This window comes from Pseudoalteromonas sp. 19-MNA-CIBAN-0066, from assembly GCF_040308705.1.
Lineage (GTDB): Bacteria > Pseudomonadota > Gammaproteobacteria > Enterobacterales > Alteromonadaceae > Pseudoalteromonas > Pseudoalteromonas nigrifaciens.
In genome coordinates, this window is record NZ_JBEONZ010000009.1 from 1 (window position 1) to 21,325 (window position 21,325).

Genomic DNA, 21,325 nt, shown 5'->3' on the forward strand with positions numbered 1-21,325 from the left:
CCTTTGGCGAGAAAATGGCCGAATTATAACAGCTGGCCATCTAATCTGAGAAATTGCACTTATTATCCGAATTTAGGATTTATAAAAGGCAGCTTCACTTTAAATTTAAGCGATTTTTTCTGTACAAAAATACGAATTGCCAGCCAACCCATTAATAAAACGCACAGATTTCCAACAATAATTAAGCTGAGTAAAACCCAATTCGCTATTTTTTCTGCTACGGGTTCACTCTCAATCATTAAATCAGGTGGAATTATGGTCGCTGGATCAACTGCCGGTACCGCTTCTATTGGGCGTGCAATTTCAAATTTGTACGTTGGCAGCGTTGCCATAAACTCACGACCCTTTATATTTGTGCCAAAAATAGACAGCTCGACACTATATCGACCCCAACCATAATTTTTAATTGCTAACTGCCTCGTATGTTGTGCATCCGACTCTATACTAAACATTTGCTCTTCGTTATTAGGGTAGTAAATTTTACCCTGCATAATTACGGTTTCTGGCTTAACTATTGTGTCATCTAAATTAATAGCTAAAAGGTGCTCGTTACTTTCTTGCTCTGCTAACGTCATGTCGTAACTTACTGGGGCAGAATGTACCACAATGCTGCTTTGCACTATTCGACGTTGTAATAAGGGGGTGGCTATGTAGAGTTCGGGGATCCATTCTCCTTCGGGAAAGTCTAATTTAAACTCGCCCGTAAAAACGCCATCGTTTGGGCGTTCGTCAAACCCTCGGCCATCATCTTTAAATTCAGCGACTTCTTGAGTACTGGCTCCAAAATTAGCAGCCTCTGCACTATTAGTACTTACAAAATCAACATTTAAGGTAACGACATCTCTAAATAGATTGGCATTTATGGGAGCACCGTCATTTAAAATTTTTCCGGTGATTTTTATTGTCTCGCCTCGAAACAGCATTTCCGGTAACGGCTCTGCCTCAAGTGATACCTGGCCTAATACGACAATGCGGCTGTCGGTTAAGATATTACCTATAACTTGCCAAGGGCCAGCCATGGGGTTGCGTATGGTAACCAAATCATAACTAAGCTCGTCATGCCAACTTAAGTCAGGGTTTTTAACTGATTCGGTAGCAAAATATTTACTGCCATCGGGCCTTACTAAAATAACAGCCGGTGAGCCTGGTTTTCTAAAAAAAAGTAAGGTTATTTCAGCTACTTTACTATCAATACGAAAACGATTATCTAATAAAGGGATTTCATTTTGCCTCCCATCACGCTTTAGTACTTCAACTTGTTTAACGCCATATGCGCTGGTTGCAAAAAAACTAGCAGATACTAATGCGGTTACCAAATAAAAGGTTTTCATAATATGGCCTTAATCAGCGCGCCATATACAGTGGCCGCCTTCATTATTAACAATATCTAATCGTGCTTCGTGTGCAGCTTGTTCTGCCTCACTGGCGCTTAATACTACAAGAGGTGCTCTTTGGGCGCTTAAGCGTCGTATTCCGCCTTTTTGCTGATCGGTATCGTCATTTTTATTTTGATTCAAATTTAGCTTAACTTGTCCGCCAGTCATTGCTAGGTAAACGTCAGCTAATATTTCAGAATCCAGTAATGCGCCGTGCAAGGTTCGCTTAGCGTTATCTACGTCGTAACGACGGCATAACGCATCTAGGTTGTTCTTTTGTCCTGGATGCAAGTCACGCGCCATTTTAAGCGTGTCGAGTACTTGACAGAAAGTGGCCGTTTTAGGATAGCCCTGGTTAAGCAGAGAAAATTCGTTATCCATATGGCCAATATCGAACGGCGCATTATGAATAACCAGTTCTGCACCCTTAATATAATCAAAAAACTCTTGAGCAATTTGATGAAACAATGGTTTATCACGTAAAAACTCATTAGTGATACCGTGAACATCTATTGCTTCTTCTTCACTGTTGCGCTGCGGGTTAATATACACATGAAAGTTATTGCCGGTTAAGCGGCGATTTACTAATTCAACACACCCTATTTCGATAATACGATGCCCTTGTTTAGGGTCGATGCCGGTGGTTTCTGTATCTAAAACTATTTGTCTGCGTGCCATATCGAATTAATCCTGACTCTGGTATCTTTCTATAATCACTTTATTGTACATAATATCAAGGTAAAACAGTGGAAAAAACCGTAGAGATTTATACCGATGGTTCGTGTTTAGGTAATCCAGGCCCCGGTGGTTATGGTATATTCATGATTTATAACGAACATGAAAAAAAATTGAGTCAAGGTTATAAACTAACAACTAATAATCGCATGGAAATGCTGGGGGCAATTGTGGCTCTGGAAGTATTAACTCGCCCATGTGTTATTAATATCACTACCGATAGCCAATATGTGAAACAAGGTATTGAATCTTGGATCACGAATTGGAAAAAGCGCGGCTGGTTAACCTCAGCTAAAAAACCAGTAAAAAATGTCGACTTATGGAAACGCCTCGATTTAGCGTGCGCTAAACACACCGTAACCTGGAAATGGGTTAAAGGGCATAGCGGTCATAAATACAATGAAATTGTAGATGACTTAGCGCGCGATGCCGCTGGCAGTAAAGATTTACTCGATGATGTAGGTTATCAACCTTAAAGCTGATTAGCACATACCAAATTACTTTTTATTTTGCTCACAATGCTTTAAGTGTTGCTTTGAGGTTTGTCTAAGGCCCCCTTCTACTGTTGTAAAGCGCGGGCGAGCATGCCACTTAGGTTTAATGGGTGTGAGCGGTGCAACACGTTTACGTGCCACCAGCATGTAAACACTGCCCATAGGTTTTAAGTATTGTTTGGTAAAGCTACGCCAAAACGCAAAACGCGACAATCTATTACCTCGCGCCAGTGATGAGTAAATAAAGCGCTCATCACTCACTATTTCAAATCCCAATAAATTAAGCCAATCTTTAACCCGTGCAGGGGTAAAAAAACGCCCTGCCCATGGCAGTTTCTGGCCACTAAATGGTAATAATTGCGCAAGCCCACATAAACTAAACGGATTAAAGCCCGTTATCACAATATACCCACCTGGAATTAAAGTGCGATGTGCTTCGCGTAAAATATGGTGAGGATCTGAGTGATACTCTAAGCAATGGCTTAAAATACATGCATCAATAGTGTGCTCATAAAATGGTAATTCGTCTATATCGGCAATAACGCCGGTGTGAGCGCCCGCTTGCGCTACGCACACTTGGTGTTTTATTAAACATTTACTGGTGTTTAGCTCGCCACTCAAACTACCTAACTTAAGCATATGGTAGCCAAACATACGGGGGAGCCACGGCGCTAATTTACGTTCAATCTCACAGCGTAAATAATCCCCATGAGGAAACTGCTGCCATGACAACGGTTTAGGTCCTTCTTGAAAACTAAGGGCTGGTTTCATTTTATGAGCTCGTTATACTAGGTGTTAACTGTCACTTTATAGAGCAACGTTACATGGTGCAAGTCAAAGCAATTAAAGCCTTTTCAGATAATTATATTTGGTGCTTAACTACAAGCAATAATACGCAAGCTTGGGTAGTCGATCCGGGCCAAGCAGAGCCAGTACTTGATTATTTGGCGCAGCATAATTTAACCTTGGCGGGTATTTTAATTACCCATCATCATTACGACCATACCGATGGCGTAGCAAAGCTGGTTAGCGAAAACCCAAATATTGCTGTATACGGCCCAACTAACAGCCCGTTTAAGGGGATTACTCAGCAACTTACTGATGGCCAAAGTATTACAGTGCTTAATACTGCTTTTAATATTATAGCGACACCCGGGCATACTCTAGATCATATTTGTTATGTTAATGAACAACTTGCCTTTACTGGTGATACTTTATTTAGTGGTGGTTGTGGGCGTTTATTTGAAGGCTCTGCAGCGCAAATGTGGCACTCGTTTAATAAACTGCGCGAATTACCTGCTGATTGCAAAGTTTACTGTACTCACGAATACACTCAAGCTAACCTCGCTTTTGCAACAGCCATTGAACCGCGTAACCCAGAGCTACTTGCCTATAGTAAAAGAGTAGATGAACTGCGCAGCAAAAATGAAATTACTTTACCAAGCACTATCGGCCAAGAGCTAAAAATAAACCCCTTTATGCGCAGCGATTTACCTAACATTACTGAACTATTACCAAAAGAGTTTTGCTCGGTTACAAAAAACAATGAACCTTGGGAAAACTTTGCGGGTCTGAGAAAGTTCAAAGACCATTTTTAATCCGCTAACCAATAGCCACATGTACTTTTTGTTTAGCAATCAAAAAGTTAAAATTAGCATTTGATTATTGCTAAGTGTTTTAAAAGGTCACAAGTGGCAATGTTAGCTCATAACGGGTAGTATTCGCCGAGTTTTTTACCCCATGTATTGGTATTTATGAATAAATCTCCCCTATTACTGGTTTTAGTATTAGCACTAAGCGGCTGTCAAACGTTAACAAACGAAAACACTGACTCGCAAGCCGCAACTCAAGCAAATAAGCAGCTTGGAGGCGCAAGTCCACACGATATTAGCAATGCATTAATGAGCAGCGCCAAGTATCAACACGTTAAAGATACTGACACTGAAGCACCTATTTTTGATGATGTATGGGAGCGTATTCGTTACCAGCTTTCAATAGAGGTGCCGCAAAATCGCCCCGTAGTTACCGAGCGTAACTATTATGCAAAGCACCAATCTTATTTAAATCGTATTTCGAAGCGTGCCGAACCTTATTTGCATTTTATTGTTGAAGAAATAGAAAAACGTGAAATGCCTATCGAAATTGCACTGCTGCCTATTGTAGAGAGTGCTTTTGATCCGTTTGGTTACTCGCATCGCACGGCGTCGGGTATTTGGCAATTTATGCCACAAACCGGTGAGCGTTTCGATTTAAAGCAAAACTGGTGGTATGACGGGCGTCGCGACATAGTACAATCAACTCGCGCTGCGCTTGATTACTTGTCGTATTTACACAAAACCCTTGAGGGCGATTGGCTCAATGCCATTGCAGCTTATAACTCGGGTGAAGGTCGCTTGTTGCGCGCGATTAAAAAGAATCGCAAAAAACACTTGCCGACCGATTTTTGGTCACTTGATTTACCTAGCGAAACCACCGCCTATGTACCAAAATTATTAGCACTGGCCGACTTGTTAAAGCGCTCAGATGACTTTAACGTGACGTGGAATCCTATTATAAATGCACAAGTTGTTGAAGTAGTTGAAATTGGTTCGCAAATTGACTTAGCACTCGCTGCAGAAATGGCCGATATAACACTCACTGAGTTGTATAGGTTAAACCCTGGTTTTAATCGTTGGGCAACCGATCCTAATGGCCCGCATTCTTTACTATTACCGGTTGATAAAGCTGAGCAGTTTAGTCAAAAATTAGCTAATACTGATATTAAAAACCGCTTACGCTGGCAGCAATATACGGTTGAGCGTGGCGACAGTTTATCGGTTATTGCCAAAAAGTTTACCACCAGCACCAGTGCAATCCGATCATTAAATAAGTTAAGCTCAAATACAATTAGAGTCGGTCAGCAACTATTAGTGCCACTAACTGATGGCGCAATTAATAGCGAACATTTACCAGAGCAAATGCGCTCTGCGGCTAATAATACCAGCCGTACTAAGCTTTCGCATACGGTTAAAAGTGGTGATACGCTGTGGGATATTAGTCGTGAATACGATGTCACTATGGATGAGCTTGCAAAGTGGAATAAGCTGAAGAAAAGCGCCACATTGCGTTTAAATCAAAAGCTAACGGTATATAAATCTGCTAATAAAGCAAAGACAGCAGCAAACACTACGCATCGTACAATTACGTATAAAGTGCGCCGTGGTGATTCGTTAGCGCGTATTGCGTCTAAGTTTAACTTAACTGTAAACGACATTATAAAGTGGAATAGTTTAGCCGGACAAAAGTATTTACAGCCGGGGCAAAAGCTTAAATTAAAAGTAGATGTTAGAAGCAGTTAAACTGCAACAGGTAAAACTAAGGCGCTTATAGCGCCTTAGTTATTTTAGGCTTGTGCTAATATTGCTTTAAGGGTGCTTTGTTTTGCAATAATATCTTTATAAAGCGCAAACTGATTTTGCGCCCGCTCTAAATTATGATTGGCATGTTTGATTGAAAAATAATTATCGCCATCAATATAATCTGTTAAAAATCGCAGGCCTATCATAAAGGTCATCACTTTAGCACCTAGCCAAAAGCTTTGTTTTTCTTGCTCGGTGATCAGGCCTTTTAATGGCTCTACGTAACCTTTAACTATGGCTGCAAATATTTCTTCGCGCACACCTACATTACTTAAATCGGTGGAGTCTTCTTGCTCTGGTGAGCAAAAGGTGCGTACCATATCACCAAAGTCGTAAAGCCAATACCCTGGCATACAAGTGTCTAAATCGATTACCGCTTTAGCATTATGTGATTGCTCACAAAACAGCATGTTATTTATTTTTGTATCGTTATGACAAGGCCTTACCGGTATAGATCCTGCTAATGCTTGGAGTTCATCAATGAGTGTAAATTGCGATAAACAAAAATCAACCTCAGCTTGGCAACTAGCTAAGCGCTGCTCTGGGTCAAGACTAACTGCAGTTTTAAACGTCTGTGCACGCATGGCTAAGTTATGAAAGTCAGGGATCACATGGTGCAATTGTTCTGCATCAAAATCCTCTAGCGCCACAGCAAATTGACCAAAGGCATTCGCCGCAGTTTGCGCTTGGGTAGCATTAGTGACTACATCGTCGCTGTAACTGCCACCAATAAACTCTAGTGCTCGCCATACCCCCTGATCACAGTTAACTAAATAGTCATTATTAATAGTCGCTACGTGGCGAATAATATCTAAGTTGTACTCACCCAATTGCTGCTTGCTAGTTAGGTGTTGCTCTATTAAACGGGCATTTTTTACGAGTAAACCGGGCTCAGGAAACACATCAACATTGAGCTTTTGTACTACTAGCGACTTTTTAGCAGTGCTAAGTAACCATGTACTATTGATCAGCCCACTACCGATTGGTTTGATACTGATATGCTGATTGCCTACGCCAAAACTTTCAGACAAATGAACCGCGATGGGATTTAGCTGCATAGCTATTTTGCTACCTAAAAATAAAATAACTCAGATAATAAAGGTGAGCTTAGGGTAACACTCACCTTTATTAATAATTAAAGCTTACTAAGCCAATTTTTTAACCACGGCTCGGTAACCGGCCAAGGTTCAAAGTCTTCGCAGGCATCAACCTCTAAGCGGTTACCAACAGGCTTAGCTTGTAAGTCACGTAATAATTCATCAAAGCTGCGCCCTGCACCACAAAAGGTGTCGCCGTAGCTTCTGTCGCCCATGGCAATAATTCCAAATGGCTTGTCGGTTAACATAGGAAAAGTACTATTTAACTGATTATAAAAATCAGCCAAGTTATCAGGCACATCGCCTTGGCCGGTTGTTGAGGTGATAATTAAAATATGTGATGCACTTTGAATGTCGCTCAACACTGGCTCATTAAATACCGTAACGCCATGCCCAGCTTGCTCTATTGTTGTGGCTACTTCGTCACTTAAACGCTCTGCACCGCCATATACGCTGCCTACAAAAATACTAATATGTGCCATTAATTAATAATCCTTTTCTTCATCTGGCCAACCTAGTTGTTTGCAAATGCTGAGCATTGCATCACCTAGTGGCGCTTTAATTGTTATTGATTCATTACTATAAGGGTGCACAAAGCTAAGCTCAGTTGCAAATAACATTAATCTGCGCAGCTCAAAATGCTCCCTAAAAAATTGATTATGCTGATTATCACCATGGTTTACATCGCCAATGATAGGCAGTGATAAATGCTTTAAATGCCGACGAATTTGATGTTTACGCCCCGTTTTAGGAAAACACTCTACGAGGGAGTAGCGCACTGTAGGGTACTTGCCAATGGGAATAGGCAAGGCTGCTTGGTGTAAGCAATTAAACTGAGTTTGCGCTTCTTGTGGTGCTTTGTCTTGATCGGCAAACTTATCTGCTATTTTGTCCAGCTCTTCTTTTAGTGGTTTATCTAAAAATACCGACTCAGGTGCAAAACCACGTACTAAGGCTAAATAGCGTTTACTCATAGTGCCTTCAATAAATAACTGATTCATATCGCGGGCAGCTTCTGAACTTAACGCAAACAGTAACACCCCCGATGTGGGTCTATCGAGCCTATGTACCGGAAAAACATGCTGCCCAAGTTGATCGCGCAGCATTTGCATAGCAAACTGGGTTTCGTGCTTATCTAAAAACGAGCGATGCACTAATAAGCCTGAAGGTTTATCTATGGCTACGTAGTTTTCATCCTGATACAAAATAGTCAGTTCGCCATACTCAATTGGTGCTGGGCGCTCACTCATTTGGCTCTCCTAAAAAAGCATCAAGGGCTGTTAATAGAGTAATAATTTCACCGCTGCCTTTTTTACTCGTAAGCGTCATTTGTGCCATAGGAGCAATTGCAAAGTTGCGCGGCAATGGCTGCTCGTCAATAATTAGTTGCTCAAATTTTTTAATAAATACAAACTGTAACCACTGCTCAAACGCCATGGTGTCGTGGCAAAAAGGCACGTTTGACTGTAATGCTTCTGCTGCTATTGGCTCATTTTGCCAAAGCTGATGCTTTTTTAAAAGTGCCCTTAACTGCACTAAATAAGCTTGGGTTTGCTGGTACATAACCGCCCTCTTAAAACTAGATGAAGTAATAATACCATTTGTATTTATTAAGAGGGAAATTATAGTAACTGAAAGTACACGCTTAATATTACCCCCGCTTGCTTGGTTATTTAGCAAAATCAAAACTCAAACTCTATAAGCGCGGTTCCCTCAATCTTTGCTATGGCGTATAATTGACGCAATTTTGTAGTAAAAACAATTGAGAAAACGATGAGTAAGCAAATAGCGACATTAGGGCAGCTTTTAGATAATGCAGGTACTCAGTGGCGCGCGTTTGATATTGGTAGGCACATAACTAAGCTTGATAAAAAGCAATTTTTAGATATAGAGCAAGCACAAGTCCCTTACCCATATCCGCTTACTGGTCATGCATGGTTAGCTATTCAGTTTTGGGATAGTAAAGCGAGTAAAGAACCTTATGTATGGTTTTTAAAATTTCCAGTTGATGAGCAAAGCAAATTGGTGAGTGCGAGTCGCGATCACTTTGCCGACATGGTAATTGAAGCACTCGGCACACAGCTTACCGGTGAGCAAGCCGACGGTAAACTTGATAACAACCCTTATGTTTTTACACCAAATGCCAATAAATTAGCAGCCTTTAATGCGCAACTTAAAGTATTATTAAAGCAACCTGCATCACAGTATTACGAGCATACGCAGTTGTACTTTAGTGGCAAGCTGGGTTTTGAAAATTGGCAAAGTGTGGCACTACAAGGCATTGCCGATTTTGCACTGCGCTTAAATAATGAGACTAACTTAGTTGATATACAAAAAGCCTGGCCTCATTTGCCCGCTGAGGTATTACAGCCCCTTAGCGCCATGCTTGAGCATGTAGAAATACCGCCCTCATTTAGCCAGTTACTAGTAGAGTACGGCCAAGCAGCTATAAAAAATAACGACCCGTTTGCTGTTACAGTAGCGCTACGCTCGCTTTCTAAAGCGCAAGCGCAAGGCTTAACCGCTCAATTAGTAGATAGCGTATTAACTTCATCTGTTAATCAAGATGCTGATGTACTGCTCACTATTGCTGGGCGTTGCTTTAAACAACTAGAAGACCCTGAGCGCTTACATGTGTTTATGGATAACTGTGCGCATCATCAACAAATTACTGAACTATTTGTGAGTATTTTTGCTGATTTAGTTGCAATACCCACTATTCGCCCGCATTTATTAGGCTTATTACGTAAAGAAAATCGTAGCGAAACCCTCGCGCGTGCAATTGGAAGGTTATTCTCTTAAATGGCAAGTTTATGGACGTTCATACTGATTGGTAGTGTAATTTACTTATTTTGGCTAAACCGAAAAGTAGCCGAGGCGGCGAACGTTCATGCTAAACGCCAAAGCGAACAACTGCAGGTGCAATTAATGAGCGTTGCCTGTAGTAAACGCCGCTTTGGCTTTTTAAAAAGTGGTAAACCTGGAGTGAAAAGCGAATTTATTTTTGAGTTTTCAAGTGATGGCGAAAATGCCTATCAGGGAATACTGATCATGGAAAATGAGTATTTAAAAAGTGTGGTTATTCCACCGCATAAAATATAACCTTTATACTGCGCTAAAAGTTTAATTTAGGGTAAGGTTTAATTTAAAAATAAGTAAAACACAAAAAACTAAGGCGTAACTAAAGTTACGCCCCAATTGACAAACATCCTGTTAGGTATCCTTTACCTGTGTAATCCGTATTATCATCCTCTGAACGAGCAAACAACCTTGTTCACCCTCACATTGCATCCTGCAATATCCTCTTGCCACCTTGGCTGTCCTGCGTAAACTAACGCTCCGGCTACTTCCTGTAGCGCCATCCTTGATTATCCCTTAGTAGCTCCTGCCACTTAAGCGCATCATGCACTTTCCTACTCATCCTTGCATCCGTGTTAACTTGTCCGTTTTGCTTCTTGCTAGCGTCTGCTATGTTGCCTACTTCCGTATCCTTGGCAATCACTCAATCATTGAGCTGTGTCGTCTTGACAAAGTAAAGTTTAAAGCAAATGGCTAGTAGATATAGTACCTAGCTGTTAATTATTAAATGGCATTTATATTAAAAAACACAAACTATAAAAATAACCTTACATATCAATCAAATAGGTAAGGAATAACTATTTCAATGCAATTTAAACTGACAACTCGCACAGTGATGTGAGATATATCTCACGGTCATATGTCCGTTTTGGGATGTAAACCACCAATGCAGGCTACCTTATAACCTAAATTAAATTTAGTTTTTTGACTTAAATAACAATTCGCCCGCAATCTTATTAAAAGTAAGCTGCTTAAAGCTTTCAAACCCTTCGGTTTTAAAAAATTGAGTATGCTCTTTGCGCGTTACAAACACCGCCATACCTGTAGACTCAGCATTAGATTGAATTAGGTCATTTAGGCCTCTTAATAAATAACGCCCAAACCCTTGGCCATGAAAATGCGGATCGACCGCAATAAAAGCTAAAAAATAGTAGTTGCCCTGCTGCTCTAGTGCATCTCTAATTGTTTGCTCTTTATCTATTAGTTGATTGGTTTGTAAGTAACCAGCACTTAACATTAGCTTTAAGCGCCAATGCCAATAACGCTGCGCCTGTAATTGGCTGTTTGATTCGAACACGCAGGCAACGGCTTTGAGCTTATCGTTACGATATAAACCAATAAGCGGCTGCTTTTCTTGCCAAAAGCTGCTTAGCTCTTCGCGAATTAATGACCGAAGTTTTTTTTCGTAGGCCGATTTACTCTCTTGCTCGTAATTGAGCATAGTTTGTAAAATAGGATCGTCGTGGTACGCCTGATAAATTAAACTCGCGGCAATACTTATATCTTCTGCGGCTAAATACTGTACGCTAAATGTATCGGCTTGGGTGGTCACAGTCATTATTATTCCTTTTTTGTATTAGAACAACACATCATTATTTTCGCCTTATGATTAAACCATTAGCTTGGCGCTATAATCACTAACTTAATGCGATTGGGTTTACTCATAGCTACAACTTACACACATAATAAATTTATATTTGTTCTCTAAATAAGCGCTTTATTTACTTACTTTCTAAACTATAGCTGTAAAGTTATTAATGGTAAATTCAGCGTGAGTTTAGCTGGCTTAGGCTATAGTTTATTTATAATCTTATTTTGACACGCTAGGAGCACAACATGGATACAACAAAGCACGATATAAATACACTGTTTGCACAACTTGGCTTACCTAGTTCTGAAGCTCAGATTGATGCTTTTATTGCTTCCCATGCGATTGAAGATACAACGTTAATACAAGATGCACCTTTTTGGGATGAATCTCAACAGCATTTTTTAGCTGAATCACTCGCAGAGGACAGTGATTGGAGTGAAGTTATTGATGAGCTTGATGTACGCCTTCGCCAAGGCAATTAATTTTAAGGTAATTGATTTAATTTGGGACATTTAATGTGCCCCTCCCTATTTATTGTTACTATAGCCTCCACGCAGCAGCTTCATGCTGCGTACCTATTTATACTAAAGAGTTATAAACCTAATGAATGCTGCTGTATTTGATGCAATTAAAGTCCTTCTTGATGAAGGCAAAGTACCTACTGTCGCGCTTACTAAAAGTCGTTTAATTAAGCCTGTGCCTATGCCTGTTATTATTGCGGCGGTGAGTCAGTATAAAAACAATCCAGATTCAATTTATAACTTAATGAAAAGCCAAGTACAACCGAGTAGTAGCGATTCTAAAACTTCGCAGCTAGACAGAATTGAAGAAAAGCTCGACCGGTTACTTACCCTGCTAGAAAAATAATAATTCGAGACTATAAATGTTCGTTGTTGATTTAACCTTTGATTGCTACCAAGACACCACTTTAGAGAAAGCCGAACAAGCTATTAATCGCTTGGTTAATGCGCTACGTTTTAATGGCCAAATAATGGGCGAAGAATTTCCTACTGTTTTAAAGGATGGTTACTTTATTACCCGTGTTATGTGCCCAAACGAAGATGCCATGCACCCGCTTAACAATAGTCCATTTGTAAAACACAGCATTGAGCAATTGCACAGCGCTGGTTTACTTGCGCCAAAAGTAAAAATTATTGGTCAAGATATTCATTCTAATGGGTCTGATTGCTGCGCCGAGCCTTCTAGCTATATTTTATACACCACTTATGTGCATACTTGTAGCCCACTTTATTGTGGTGACGACTTTTTACCGGTACCGCTATTTCGGATCCCAGCAATTGCTAATGGTGATTATAAAACCTTAATTAAATGGCAGGAAGACTGGCAAGCCTGCGATCAAATTCAAATTAATGGCGCAACACGCTGTGAGTTTCCTGCTCTTGAAGAAATTTCGAGTATTAAAAGCGACTTATTCCGCCGCGGTAAAGACATTACTAAACGAATTAGCTTTTTAACTAAAAAACCTGTGTATTACTATATATACCGCGTAGGTGGCACCGATAAAACTTCTGAACTAGAGCGTAAATGCCCAAGCTGTAATGGCGATTGGAGGTTACCTGAATCCTGGTTTGGATTATTTGATTTTAGGTGTGAGCCCTGTGCCTTAGTGTCTAACATATCGTGGGACTTTCAATAAGTTAAAGATATTATTAATGTATTAGCTCGATATTAAAATTAATTCCGAGCTAATACTTTATACTAAATCGCTTTAAGGTAATTAACGCCTGTTTTAATTAAACCTCAAGCGCTTGCAAAAATTCTTCTATATTGGCAGCAAGCACATGATGCGTTTTTTTGCCTACGTACTCTAAGCACACTTCACCGCTGTGCAATAACACGCTTACTAACAAATCATCTTGTGCTGTTAACCCTATAAATACTGTTTCAGGTTGTTTAAGTTTACGCTTCATTAAAACGTGGCCAGTTATATTTTGTTGCAATAAATCAAAGTCATCGCTATTCCATGCCTGTAACAATTCAACTTGGTGACCATCAATACTGGCTTGAATATTGCCACCATACATATGCCCATAAAGCGCATTTAAGCCACTTGGAAATGTAACATCCAATGCCTTAGCTAAATCATTAAGCGAGCCTGCAGGTTGCTGCAGCACAGCTTGCCACTGAATATTACCTTGTTGATCAACATTACCTATTTCACATGGGCTTGGCCATTGTTCATCGTGCACCATAAGTGGATGTTTTTGCGTGTTTTTTAAGGTTTTGTCATTAAACCTTTGGTGTAGCTGGGTTAACTGCAATACAACAGACATACTATGAAACTCATTTAAATTAGATATAATGCCGCTATTGTAACTATTTAAGGGCAAACATGACAGATTACAGCAATTCTCCCGACCTTAAAGGCAGTGTGTTAGGCCAATCAACTGAATATATAGATCAATATACTCCAAGCTTACTTTTTCCAATTGCACGCAAGCTAAATAGAGATGCTTTAAATATTGACGAAGCCGCTTTACCATTCAAAGGCCAAGACATTTGGACTGGTTACGAGCTGTCGTGGTTAAACGCCAAAGGCAAGCCGCAAGTCGCTATCGCTGTATTTACTTTTGCCTGCCAAAGCACTCATCTTGTTGAATCTAAATCGTTTAAACTGTATTTAAATAGCTTTAACCAAACTCGATTTAACAGCCGTGATGAAGTGAAACAGCATTTAGTTAAAGATCTAACCGCAGTGGTTAACAGCTTAGTACAGGTAACTTTATACAATGCAGATGAGTATAACTGCCTTCCTTACACCCCATTACCTGGTGAGTGTATTGATGATTTAGATATCGAAATTGATAACTACGATATTGACGCTCATTCTCTAAAATCGCAAAGCAATAAAACGGTAACCGAAACCCTGCATAGCCACTTACTTAAGTCTAACTGCTTAATTACCTCACAACCCGATTGGGCAAGTGTAATTATTCGTTATACAGGTGAGCAAATATGTAGAGAGTCGTTACTGCGCTACTTAATTTCGTTTAGAACCCATAATGAGTTTCATGAACAATGCGTGGAGCGTATTTATAGCGATTTAAGCACTCAGCTCAGCATTAAAAATCTTGAAGTTTATGCTCGCTATACGCGCCGTGGTGGCCTTGATATAAATCCGTATCGCTCAACTCATAATAACGACACGCCATTTGCAGTTAAAATTAACCGCCAATAAGCGTTTATTGTAATAAAAAAGGAGCCTAGGCTCCTTTTTTATTCACTACGTTTGGTGGGAATAGCCACAGCGCACACGTCTATATAATTAGCTGTATGTACAAACCAAGGCTCAGAGCGATTTTTTCTTGCCGCAATTAGGTTTTTAAATGCCTGTGAGTTTGTTTTCATCACTTTAAAAACACTTTTATCGCTGTTATTAATGTCTTCAAGTACTTGAATATCTGTTATTGGGTTAAATTCTTTATCATTGCGAGCGGTACGCTCTAAGCGGTTAACATGCTCTATACCCTCAAGTACGCGTCCAAATACAGTGGTGTTTTTATCTAAATAACGTGGCGCTTGCCCTATAGTGATAAAAAATTCGGTGCTTGCACTATTTATATCGTTATCTCGCGCCATTGCAAATATGCCGCTGCAATGCACTTGCCAAGTTTGGGTTTGTAGTGCGTTTTGAGCAACCGCAAAACCATTTAAAAAACCAGTTATAGGTGCATAACCATCACCTTCAAGGGCTGTAATTGCCAGCGGCTGTTTAGTGGTTAAATAAAACTCGGCCAAAAGTGATTTATTTGCAGTCTTAATAATCTTTTTAGCACTGCTAGCACCACCTTGAGCTACAAATCCCTCAACAAAGCGATAAACACTTGTTCCTTGATAAAAGCCTTCTCGCGCAAGTTTTTTAATGTTTTTTACATGCTGTGGAGCAAGCTGCGGATTAAGCTCAATATAAGTGGCGCCTGTGGGTAAGGTTATTTTTAAAATATTTTGCGAGTTAACCACTCGCCACTCGTCCTCGGCGGCTTTAGTAATAACGTCACTGGCAGTGTGCTTTATTTTAGGCTCACCTTGTTGCGTGGTAATGCTTTGTTTATATTGTCCAGCACAGCCGTTTAATAACATCGCAGCGGCCACTGTTAACAGGTACTTTTTCATCAATTAGCGCCTTATTATTATAGTTTTACATTAGGGTCTTATCCTTAAGCTTGGTTATTACTTGCTAACATCTGCTTTAACCTGTAGTTATTAGTCCCAATCAAACTTATAAAGTATATCTACGTTTTGATATAGCCCACTAGTTATTTCGATATAAAACTGCGAAAGCAGCTGATAACGTATTGCCACTTCACTAAGGGAGTCAAAAATACCAACACTGTATTTTACTTGTAAGCTCGGTGCCACATAGCCTGATATTTCTACTTTTGTTTGCTCACCACTGCCTTTAGAGGTAAGGCTAACATCCGACAAACCAAACGTTTCACCCACTTTAGAAACCAGCCCTTCACTGCGGCTAACCCCCTGCGAAAGTAACAACTGAGTGAGCATAGCATCGGTGGAGCTATCGCCCTCGCCTAGTGGTTGGCCATTGAGTAAATAGGCCAAAGCTTGTGCCTGATCCATCGCTGGCTCCGAAAACACTTTTAGCCTGGGTTGCTCTACATTACCTGTAAGCGTTACCCCAGCAATAACACCATTGGCGGTGTTTTCGGGATTACGAATGGCTTTAATATTTAAGTAAGGCTGCTCTATTGAGCCACTAAAGCCAACCTGGCCGGTACGAATTAACAAATCTTGGCCAAATGCTAAGTATGTACCGTTTACTAACTTAAGCTCGCCTGTGGCAATAATAGGAGTTCCTTGGCTCATTTTAATCGCCAAGTCGCCTTCTACTTTAGATTCTAGACCGAATGATTCAATTTTCACGTCATTTTTTACAATCAGTTTTAAATCTATATCGTAATCAAATGGCACTTTTTTAGTCGCTTTGGTTTTTTGATCAACGATTATTTCGTCATCGCTAACTTGCACAGCGCCCTCTGGCAACTCTTCTATTTCAATTCGCCCATAAGGGACAATTACTTCACCCACAAGGTTTATTGCGTTGTTAGCCAAACCAATTTTTAAATCTGGAGATACTTTAAAAACGACTCCTTGCTGAGCACGTACATAAAATTGCTCACCTACTATTGCAACGTTAACGGCTGGTTGTTCACCTTGCCAATCTATGTCGCCATTTAATTTAATATTCCCGCCTTGGGGATCTGTTAAAAGGCCTTTAATTGTTGCTGTCGCTTTGTTAAATAAAATACTCACATTCGATTTTTCAAGTGCTATTGGTAGTTGCTCACCTTGTAAATTAATATCATCAATACTTACTTCACCTTCAAGGAGTGGCTCTTTTAATGTACCTGCTAATGCAATTTTACCGCTAATATTGCCTTTGAGCTGCTCAATAGTGTCTAAAAATGGCTGCAAGTTAGAAAATAATATTTTATCTATGTTTACATTACCGCTTAACGCTTGCGTGTTTTGTATGTCATCTACATTAATTTGGGTGGTAATTTCACCTAACACGCTAGAGTTTAAGTTAGCTGTTAATTTACCTGTTTGAGAATCAGTAAATGCATTCACACTAAGCGTTTCTATTGGTAAACGAAAGTTATCTTCTTCGGAATTGTATTTGGCTATTAAGTTATTTGAATTTAAAGAAGCGCGTAATGTTTTCAGCGCACTCGCTTGCCAGTTTGCAACAAATTCCCCTGTTAAAGCGCCTTCTGCACCAACATTATCTGGTAGTAAATGCTTTAGTTCCTCAAGTGCTAAGTTGTTTAATTTAGCATTGAATTGACCTAACTGTTTATTTTGCGACAAAGTGTCGATACACAACTCACTTTGTGCAGATTGCCAGCAGTGCTTACTTACATCAAAATCGCCTGTTTGGGTGTTTACGTTAAGTGTAATTTTTTTACTGTTGTTAAAGCTTAGCTTTTTATCGCTTAACTGCACATTGCTCAATGCACCTTGCCAAATCGCATTGGTAAGTTGACCATTAACTTCAAACTCAACTGCACCTTGTTGCGCATCAACAGATGCGGTAAGTTGATGATCTTTTTTATCCCCTGTTGCATCTATTTTTACACTGTTAATTTGTTGCTCAGCAACTAAAGCCGAACCAACATCTATTGCAATATTAGTTTGCCAATCGGCCGCTGTATCAAGATCAGCTTTAACAGATAACTTACTTATATTTATTTCATCAAAAATAAAACGTTCCAGCATTAATGCTAAGTCAACCGACGGTGTTAACCTTTGACCTCTAAGGGCTATATTAGCCTTACCATCTGCAATAAATGGCATATTAGCCTGCTCATCACTTTGTAGTGTTATATTGCCATCTACTAACCATTTGCTATCTATTTGGCCATTGAGTTCTAATTTATTTTTACCACTGCTTAAATAAAAACTATCAATATTAGCTTTTAATGCATTATCTAGCCTAAAGTTTGCGGCAAACTCTAATGGCACGTCGTTAAGTGTGCCGGTGAGTTTGGTATTATTCATTTTCAGTTGCCATGTATCTGTTTGTGCATTAAATGAGCCTTTAAACTGCCCAGAAATATCACTCGTTACTGCATCTGTTAAGTATTGCGCTTTTAAATGCGATAGTGTCCCTGCAAAATCTGCTTGTATACCTTGTTGCCAGTTAACATTGGCATTTATTTCTGCAGTGCTGTCGTTGGCCTTAACCGACAATGTAGAAAGCTGTGCATGGGTAAGCGTGCCCGTTAATTGTGTGTTTAAATCAACGGCCGGGTACGCGCCTAACTGGCTCGTTGCAGTTAAACTAAGTTGATAGTCATCTGCGTTGCCCTGCGCACTTAAGTTAACCTTACGTAGCGTTAACTGCTCGCTTTGTGCGTCGATCAGCCACTGGTTTATTTTGCTTTTAACTGTAAATGGGTAGTTTGTTTGCTTTAAATTAGCATTGGCATTTAAACTAAGCGGAAATTGCCCTGTGGTTTCTAAATCAACATTTAAATTTGCCAAGTCGCCACTGAGTGATAAGTCAGCTTGGTGTAGCGGGCTTTTTAATACAATATGACCTTTTAGCGGCATATTACCTGCAAGCTCTGTGTTAAGTTGTGTATTTAATTGCCACTGCTGATAACGAGCCGCTAAAGAATATAAATTTATTTTGGCATCTTCTACAGTCATTTGCAGTGCTATATTTTCTATCTCATAGTCTTGTTCGCCCTGCTGTATAGCCACTTTATCAATATCAAACTGCTCAATGGTTATATCCAGTGGTGAAGTAAATTCGATATTAGGCAGTGCAGGAAGCTTCGTAATTGCCGTTGATGCTGTTTGTGATTGCTGGGATTGGGCTTGCTCTTTTAGCGTAACCAGTATTTTAGGTATGTTTAAGCTTTTTACTACAAGCTCTGATCCCATCGCTTTTGCCGATAACTTAAAGTTATCAACACGCACGTTGGCGCTTGGGTGTTCTAAAGTAAATACTTTTACAGCTATATTTTTAACAGCGATATTAAAAGGTAAGGTAATTTTAGTTAGTGGCTCAGATGGCTCTTCTGCAACTGCTTCAGTTGATTGCTCCAAAGTTAAGGCCATTGTATTAGCACTTAAATTATCAATGCAAATACCGTCGCACTGCCACCAAAATAAATTAAGCTTTAGTTGCTGGGCATTAAAATCTACCCCGTTATTGTTATACCTAACATTAAATACATCGTTATATAAAAACCGACCGTTTTTAATGTCAATATTTAAACCATCAACCAACTTGTTTGCACTATAAGCAATAAATTGATTACCGGGTGCAGTAAATAATATACAAAATACGGTTATTAGCAGTATGACTAAAACAGCACTGATACTTGCAGTTATTTTTTTAAATACAGTCATTAAATTTCAGGCCCTATAGTAATACTCAAACGGGTGCTTTTACTTTCTTTGGTAAGTCCCCAAGCGTGGTCAATTCTAACCGGACCTACAGGTGTTAAATAACGAAAACCAAAACCAGCACCTACTTCAAATCTATCCGAAAAATCATTGGTTGCAGTACCTCCATCTACAAATAAAGCAACCCGCCAATTTTGCGCAAACTGATAGTTGTATTCTGCAGTACCAGAGACTAAGTACTTACCCCCTATTAGCTGCCCTTCATCGTTTTCGGGTGAAATTGATTGATACGCAAAACCACGCACACTTTGATCGCCACCAGCAAAAAAGCGCAGTGAATACGGCACATTAGCTATATTATCGACCAACATGGCACCTAGGTTCGCTTTTAAAAACACTAAATGGCGGTCTAAATAAGTTCTCAGCCAAGCGTTTTGTAACTGCACGCGGATCAAATTAGTACTAGAGAGTACATCTTCTACGCCAAACTCTGCAGATATTAACCACTGTTCGCCCCAATAAGGGGTTGTTCCCCCTTTTGATTTTTTACGTGCATAACTAATACCCGGCATTAACATTTCACTGCTTTCTTCTTCGTCGTCACCTATTCTATATGTTTCATGGTCGCGGCGTATAAAAGCGGTACGCACCCAGTTATTATCAGTTAACCATTGGCGTTGTACTTGCCCGGTAAGTATTTCACTATAAATATTATTAGCTAATTCATCCTCAAGTTTATAACCAACCGAAAAACGCCATAAATCGTCATTAGGATCATCCTCTGGGATTGTATAAGCCATTGAAATATCTTGTTGTCGCTCAGACACATTTAAGTTACTTTCTAGGTAATGGCCATCTTGCGTTATCCATGGTTTACTCCATTTAAAGCGCACTTTGGGGCCTAAGTCGGTACTAAAGCCACCACCCACTTCATAGCTATTTGCAGGTTTATGTAATACATCTACTTTTATAGGTACTTGGTTATTTTTACGTTCGGTTATATCTGCATATACTCGTACACTAGTAAAATAAGGAGTGCTTGATAAATCAAGATTATAATCGGCTATGTGGGTCGATTTATAAGGCTGCCCTTTGGCAAAAGGCGCTAAAGAACGAATATACTTTTCAGCAGGTGTATCGCTAGCAATTACAATATCGCCAAACTGATAACGCACCCCAGTTTCAATAATAAAAGTAACTTCTGCGCTATGTTTCCCCAAAGATACTTCTAGTTTACGCGCAGGCCATTTAGCGTCAAAATAACCTAGCTCTAACAGCATTGATTCTATTTTTTTATGCGCGCTGTCATAATGTCCGTGGTTTAAAATATCTCCCTGCTTTAGGGTAATATTATTAATTACTGCCAATAAAGCGGAGTCCTGCTTGCCAGCCCCCTTTACACTAATATTTATTGCAGCGATGCGAGTAGCTGGCCCTCGCTCAACTCTAACCACCAAATCACGCTCATCTTTATCAAAGTTAACCTCTACTTTAGGGCTGTAATACCCTAATGCTTTAATACTATTCTCGACTTGTTTTTTTGCATAGCGGCGCAGGGTCAAGGTCGGCTTTTCACCTATAAGTTGTTTTAAATAAAGCGCAACATTTTTTTCTAAATCGTCATTTATCCCTTTAATCTCATAATCTTCTATTACATTTTCAGAGGCAACAGACTGAGCACTCAGAAGAATGCAAAAAATAAACATGTAACGCAAAAACTGATTAAACAAGTAAATATCCTTACCTTTAATTCTTAAAATATAACGATGCATCAACTCTATAATATCATAGCCGTAATGAGCCTTACATTAACTTAATAGCTACCCAGTGACATAATATGCAATCTATAATATTAAAATTAGTACGCTTTAAGCGT

General features: G+C 39.7%; 21 protein-coding genes. 9 read left to right on the forward strand and 12 right to left on the reverse strand.

What is annotated here, in order from left to right; translation table 11 throughout:
- Positions 1–62: 62 nt before the first annotated feature.
- A complete protein-coding gene (locus AAEZ18_RS07475) occupies positions 63–1,331 on the reverse strand; it encodes a TIGR03503 family protein (protein WP_350594385.1) in 1,269 nt (422 codons plus the stop codon).
- A gap of 9 nt (positions 1,332–1,340) precedes the next feature.
- Positions 1,341–2,054 (reverse strand): DNA polymerase III subunit epsilon, encoded by a 714-nt coding sequence (dnaQ, locus tag AAEZ18_RS07480; protein ID WP_011328622.1) that lies wholly within the window; start codon positions 2,052–2,054, stop codon positions 1,341–1,343.
- 68 nt (positions 2,055–2,122) lie between these two features.
- On the opposite strand from dnaQ, the gene rnhA reads away from it, so the two are divergent.
- The gene (gene rnhA, locus AAEZ18_RS07485; RefSeq protein ID WP_011328623.1) at positions 2,123–2,587 is read left to right on the forward strand and encodes a ribonuclease HI; all 465 of its coding nucleotides are present in this window, start codon (positions 2,123–2,125) and stop codon (positions 2,585–2,587) included.
- Between the two features lie 21 nt (positions 2,588–2,608).
- Here rnhA and AAEZ18_RS07490 read toward each other — a convergent pair whose 3' ends face one another.
- A complete protein-coding gene (locus tag AAEZ18_RS07490; protein ID WP_197182161.1) occupies positions 2,609–3,376 on the reverse strand; it encodes a class I SAM-dependent methyltransferase in 768 nt (255 codons plus the stop codon).
- Between the two features lie 53 nt (positions 3,377–3,429).
- Between AAEZ18_RS07490 and gloB the strand changes: the two genes are divergently transcribed.
- On the forward strand, positions 3,430–4,203 hold the full coding sequence (gene gloB, locus AAEZ18_RS07495; RefSeq protein WP_197108281.1) for a hydroxyacylglutathione hydrolase: 774 nt from the start codon (positions 3,430–3,432) through the stop codon (positions 4,201–4,203).
- Positions 4,204–4,359: 156 nt separating this feature from the next.
- On the forward strand, positions 4,360–5,943 hold the full coding sequence (locus AAEZ18_RS07500; protein WP_011328626.1) for a LysM peptidoglycan-binding domain-containing protein: 1,584 nt from the start codon (positions 4,360–4,362) through the stop codon (positions 5,941–5,943).
- 44 nt (positions 5,944–5,987) lie between these two features.
- Here the strand turns inward: AAEZ18_RS07500 and AAEZ18_RS07505 are convergent, their stop codons facing one another.
- The 4 genes from AAEZ18_RS07505 to AAEZ18_RS07520 form a co-directional block, all read right to left on the reverse strand.
- A complete protein-coding gene (locus AAEZ18_RS07505; RefSeq protein WP_011328627.1) occupies positions 5,988–7,061 on the reverse strand; it encodes a phosphotransferase enzyme family protein in 1,074 nt (357 codons plus the stop codon).
- A 77-nt stretch (positions 7,062–7,138) separates the two neighbouring features.
- Positions 7,139–7,582 carry a flavodoxin gene (locus tag AAEZ18_RS07510; RefSeq protein ID WP_011328628.1) on the reverse strand — a complete coding sequence of 148 codons (444 nt, stop codon included), beginning with the start codon at positions 7,580–7,582 and terminating at the stop codon, positions 7,139–7,141.
- A 3-nt stretch (positions 7,583–7,585) separates the two neighbouring features.
- A complete protein-coding gene (truC, locus tag AAEZ18_RS07515; protein WP_182677412.1) occupies positions 7,586–8,350 on the reverse strand; it encodes a tRNA pseudouridine(65) synthase TruC in 765 nt (254 codons plus the stop codon).
- The gene (locus AAEZ18_RS07520; protein ID WP_182677415.1) at positions 8,343–8,663 is read right to left on the reverse strand and encodes a YqcC family protein; all 321 of its coding nucleotides are present in this window, start codon (positions 8,661–8,663) and stop codon (positions 8,343–8,345) included. The genes truC and AAEZ18_RS07520 overlap by 8 nt, the downstream gene beginning before the upstream one ends.
- A 210-nt stretch (positions 8,664–8,873) precedes the next feature.
- On the opposite strand from AAEZ18_RS07520, the gene AAEZ18_RS07525 reads away from it, so the two are divergent.
- Positions 8,874–9,902: a DUF3549 family protein gene (locus AAEZ18_RS07525; RefSeq protein WP_350594382.1), complete on the forward strand. Its 1,029-nt coding sequence runs from the start codon at positions 8,874–8,876 to the stop codon at positions 9,900–9,902.
- Positions 9,903–10,202 (forward strand): DUF3301 domain-containing protein, encoded by a 300-nt coding sequence (locus AAEZ18_RS07530; RefSeq protein WP_011328632.1) that lies wholly within the window; start codon positions 9,903–9,905, stop codon positions 10,200–10,202.
- A gap of 673 nt (positions 10,203–10,875) precedes the next feature.
- Here the strand turns inward: AAEZ18_RS07530 and AAEZ18_RS07535 are convergent.
- Positions 10,876–11,517, reverse strand: coding sequence for a GNAT family N-acetyltransferase (locus AAEZ18_RS07535; RefSeq protein ID WP_089368534.1), 642 nt, complete (start codon positions 11,515–11,517; stop codon positions 10,876–10,878).
- Between the two features lie 278 nt (positions 11,518–11,795).
- On the opposite strand from AAEZ18_RS07535, the gene AAEZ18_RS07540 reads away from it, so the two are divergent.
- From AAEZ18_RS07540 to AAEZ18_RS07550, 3 genes are all read left to right on the forward strand, one after another.
- Positions 11,796–12,032, forward strand: coding sequence for a DUF2789 domain-containing protein (locus AAEZ18_RS07540; protein ID WP_011328634.1), 237 nt, complete (start codon positions 11,796–11,798; stop codon positions 12,030–12,032).
- A gap of 121 nt (positions 12,033–12,153) precedes the next feature.
- Positions 12,154–12,417 carry a hypothetical protein gene (locus AAEZ18_RS07545; protein WP_011328635.1) on the forward strand — a complete coding sequence of 88 codons (264 nt, stop codon included), beginning with the start codon at positions 12,154–12,156 and terminating at the stop codon, positions 12,415–12,417.
- Positions 12,418–12,433: 16 nt separating this feature from the next.
- Positions 12,434–13,207: a Zn-ribbon-containing protein gene (locus AAEZ18_RS07550; protein WP_011328636.1), complete on the forward strand. Its 774-nt coding sequence runs from the start codon at positions 12,434–12,436 to the stop codon at positions 13,205–13,207.
- A 97-nt stretch (positions 13,208–13,304) separates the two neighbouring features.
- Here AAEZ18_RS07550 and syd read toward each other — a convergent pair whose 3' ends face one another.
- Complete coding sequence (gene syd, locus AAEZ18_RS07555; RefSeq protein ID WP_089368970.1) at positions 13,305–13,844, reverse strand: SecY-interacting protein; 540 nt, start codon at positions 13,842–13,844, stop codon at positions 13,305–13,307.
- Between the two features lie 59 nt (positions 13,845–13,903).
- On the opposite strand from syd, the gene queF reads away from it, so the two are divergent.
- On the forward strand, positions 13,904–14,749 hold the full coding sequence (gene queF, locus AAEZ18_RS07560) for an NADPH-dependent 7-cyano-7-deazaguanine reductase QueF (protein WP_197182157.1): 846 nt from the start codon (positions 13,904–13,906) through the stop codon (positions 14,747–14,749).
- Positions 14,750–14,787: 38 nt separating this feature from the next.
- On the opposite strand, the gene AAEZ18_RS07565 is transcribed toward queF, so the two are convergent.
- The 3 genes from AAEZ18_RS07565 to AAEZ18_RS07575 all read right to left on the reverse strand — a co-directional run bounded on the left by AAEZ18_RS07565 (position 14,788) and on the right by AAEZ18_RS07575 (position 21,179).
- Positions 14,788–15,684: a peptidylprolyl isomerase gene (locus AAEZ18_RS07565; RefSeq protein WP_197182156.1), complete on the reverse strand. Its 897-nt coding sequence runs from the start codon at positions 15,682–15,684 to the stop codon at positions 14,788–14,790.
- Between the two features lie 90 nt (positions 15,685–15,774).
- On the reverse strand, positions 15,775–19,452 hold the full coding sequence (gene tamB, locus AAEZ18_RS07570; RefSeq protein WP_193038499.1) for an autotransporter assembly complex protein TamB: 3,678 nt from the start codon (positions 19,450–19,452) through the stop codon (positions 15,775–15,777).
- Complete coding sequence (locus AAEZ18_RS07575; protein WP_179807322.1) at positions 19,452–21,179, reverse strand: autotransporter assembly complex protein TamA; 1,728 nt, start codon at positions 21,177–21,179, stop codon at positions 19,452–19,454. The genes tamB and AAEZ18_RS07575 overlap by 1 nt, the downstream gene beginning before the upstream one ends.
- Positions 21,180–21,325: the final 146 nt, after the last annotated feature.

What these genes read in the sequence shown, in the direction of transcription:
- gloB (WP_197108281.1), top strand. Translation starts at nt 3,430, where the DNA reads ATGGTGCAAGTCAAAGCAATTAAAGCCTTTTCAGATAATTATATTTGG.
- AAEZ18_RS07535 (WP_089368534.1), bottom strand. Translation starts at nt 11,517, where the DNA reads ATGACTGTGACCACCCAAGCCGATACATTTAGCGTACAGTATTTAGCC.
- AAEZ18_RS07500 (WP_011328626.1), top strand. Translation starts at nt 4,360, where the DNA reads ATGAATAAATCTCCCCTATTACTGGTTTTAGTATTAGCACTAAGCGGC.
- AAEZ18_RS07525 (WP_350594382.1), top strand. Translation starts at nt 8,874, where the DNA reads ATGAGTAAGCAAATAGCGACATTAGGGCAGCTTTTAGATAATGCAGGT.
- dnaQ (WP_011328622.1), bottom strand. Translation starts at nt 2,054, where the DNA reads ATGGCACGCAGACAAATAGTTTTAGATACAGAAACCACCGGCATCGAC.
- AAEZ18_RS07475 (WP_350594385.1), bottom strand. Translation starts at nt 1,331, where the DNA reads ATGAAAACCTTTTATTTGGTAACCGCATTAGTATCTGCTAGTTTTTTT.
- AAEZ18_RS07545 (WP_011328635.1), top strand. Translation starts at nt 12,154, where the DNA reads ATGAATGCTGCTGTATTTGATGCAATTAAAGTCCTTCTTGATGAAGGC.
- AAEZ18_RS07550 (WP_011328636.1), top strand. Translation starts at nt 12,434, where the DNA reads ATGTTCGTTGTTGATTTAACCTTTGATTGCTACCAAGACACCACTTTA.
- AAEZ18_RS07510 (WP_011328628.1), bottom strand. Translation starts at nt 7,582, where the DNA reads ATGGCACATATTAGTATTTTTGTAGGCAGCGTATATGGCGGTGCAGAG.
- AAEZ18_RS07505 (WP_011328627.1), bottom strand. Translation starts at nt 7,061, where the DNA reads ATGCAGCTAAATCCCATCGCGGTTCATTTGTCTGAAAGTTTTGGCGTA.
- AAEZ18_RS07565 (WP_197182156.1), bottom strand. Translation starts at nt 15,684, where the DNA reads ATGAAAAAGTACCTGTTAACAGTGGCCGCTGCGATGTTATTAAACGGC.
- truC (WP_182677412.1), bottom strand. Translation starts at nt 8,350, where the DNA reads ATGAGTGAGCGCCCAGCACCAATTGAGTATGGCGAACTGACTATTTTG.
- tamB (WP_193038499.1), bottom strand. Translation starts at nt 19,452, where the DNA reads ATGACTGTATTTAAAAAAATAACTGCAAGTATCAGTGCTGTTTTAGTC.
- AAEZ18_RS07530 (WP_011328632.1), top strand. Translation starts at nt 9,903, where the DNA reads ATGGCAAGTTTATGGACGTTCATACTGATTGGTAGTGTAATTTACTTA.
- queF (WP_197182157.1), top strand. Translation starts at nt 13,904, where the DNA reads ATGACAGATTACAGCAATTCTCCCGACCTTAAAGGCAGTGTGTTAGGC.
- AAEZ18_RS07520 (WP_182677415.1), bottom strand. Translation starts at nt 8,663, where the DNA reads ATGTACCAGCAAACCCAAGCTTATTTAGTGCAGTTAAGGGCACTTTTA.
- syd (WP_089368970.1), bottom strand. Translation starts at nt 13,844, where the DNA reads ATGTCTGTTGTATTGCAGTTAACCCAGCTACACCAAAGGTTTAATGAC.
- AAEZ18_RS07490 (WP_197182161.1), bottom strand. Translation starts at nt 3,376, where the DNA reads ATGAAACCAGCCCTTAGTTTTCAAGAAGGACCTAAACCGTTGTCATGG.
- AAEZ18_RS07540 (WP_011328634.1), top strand. Translation starts at nt 11,796, where the DNA reads ATGGATACAACAAAGCACGATATAAATACACTGTTTGCACAACTTGGC.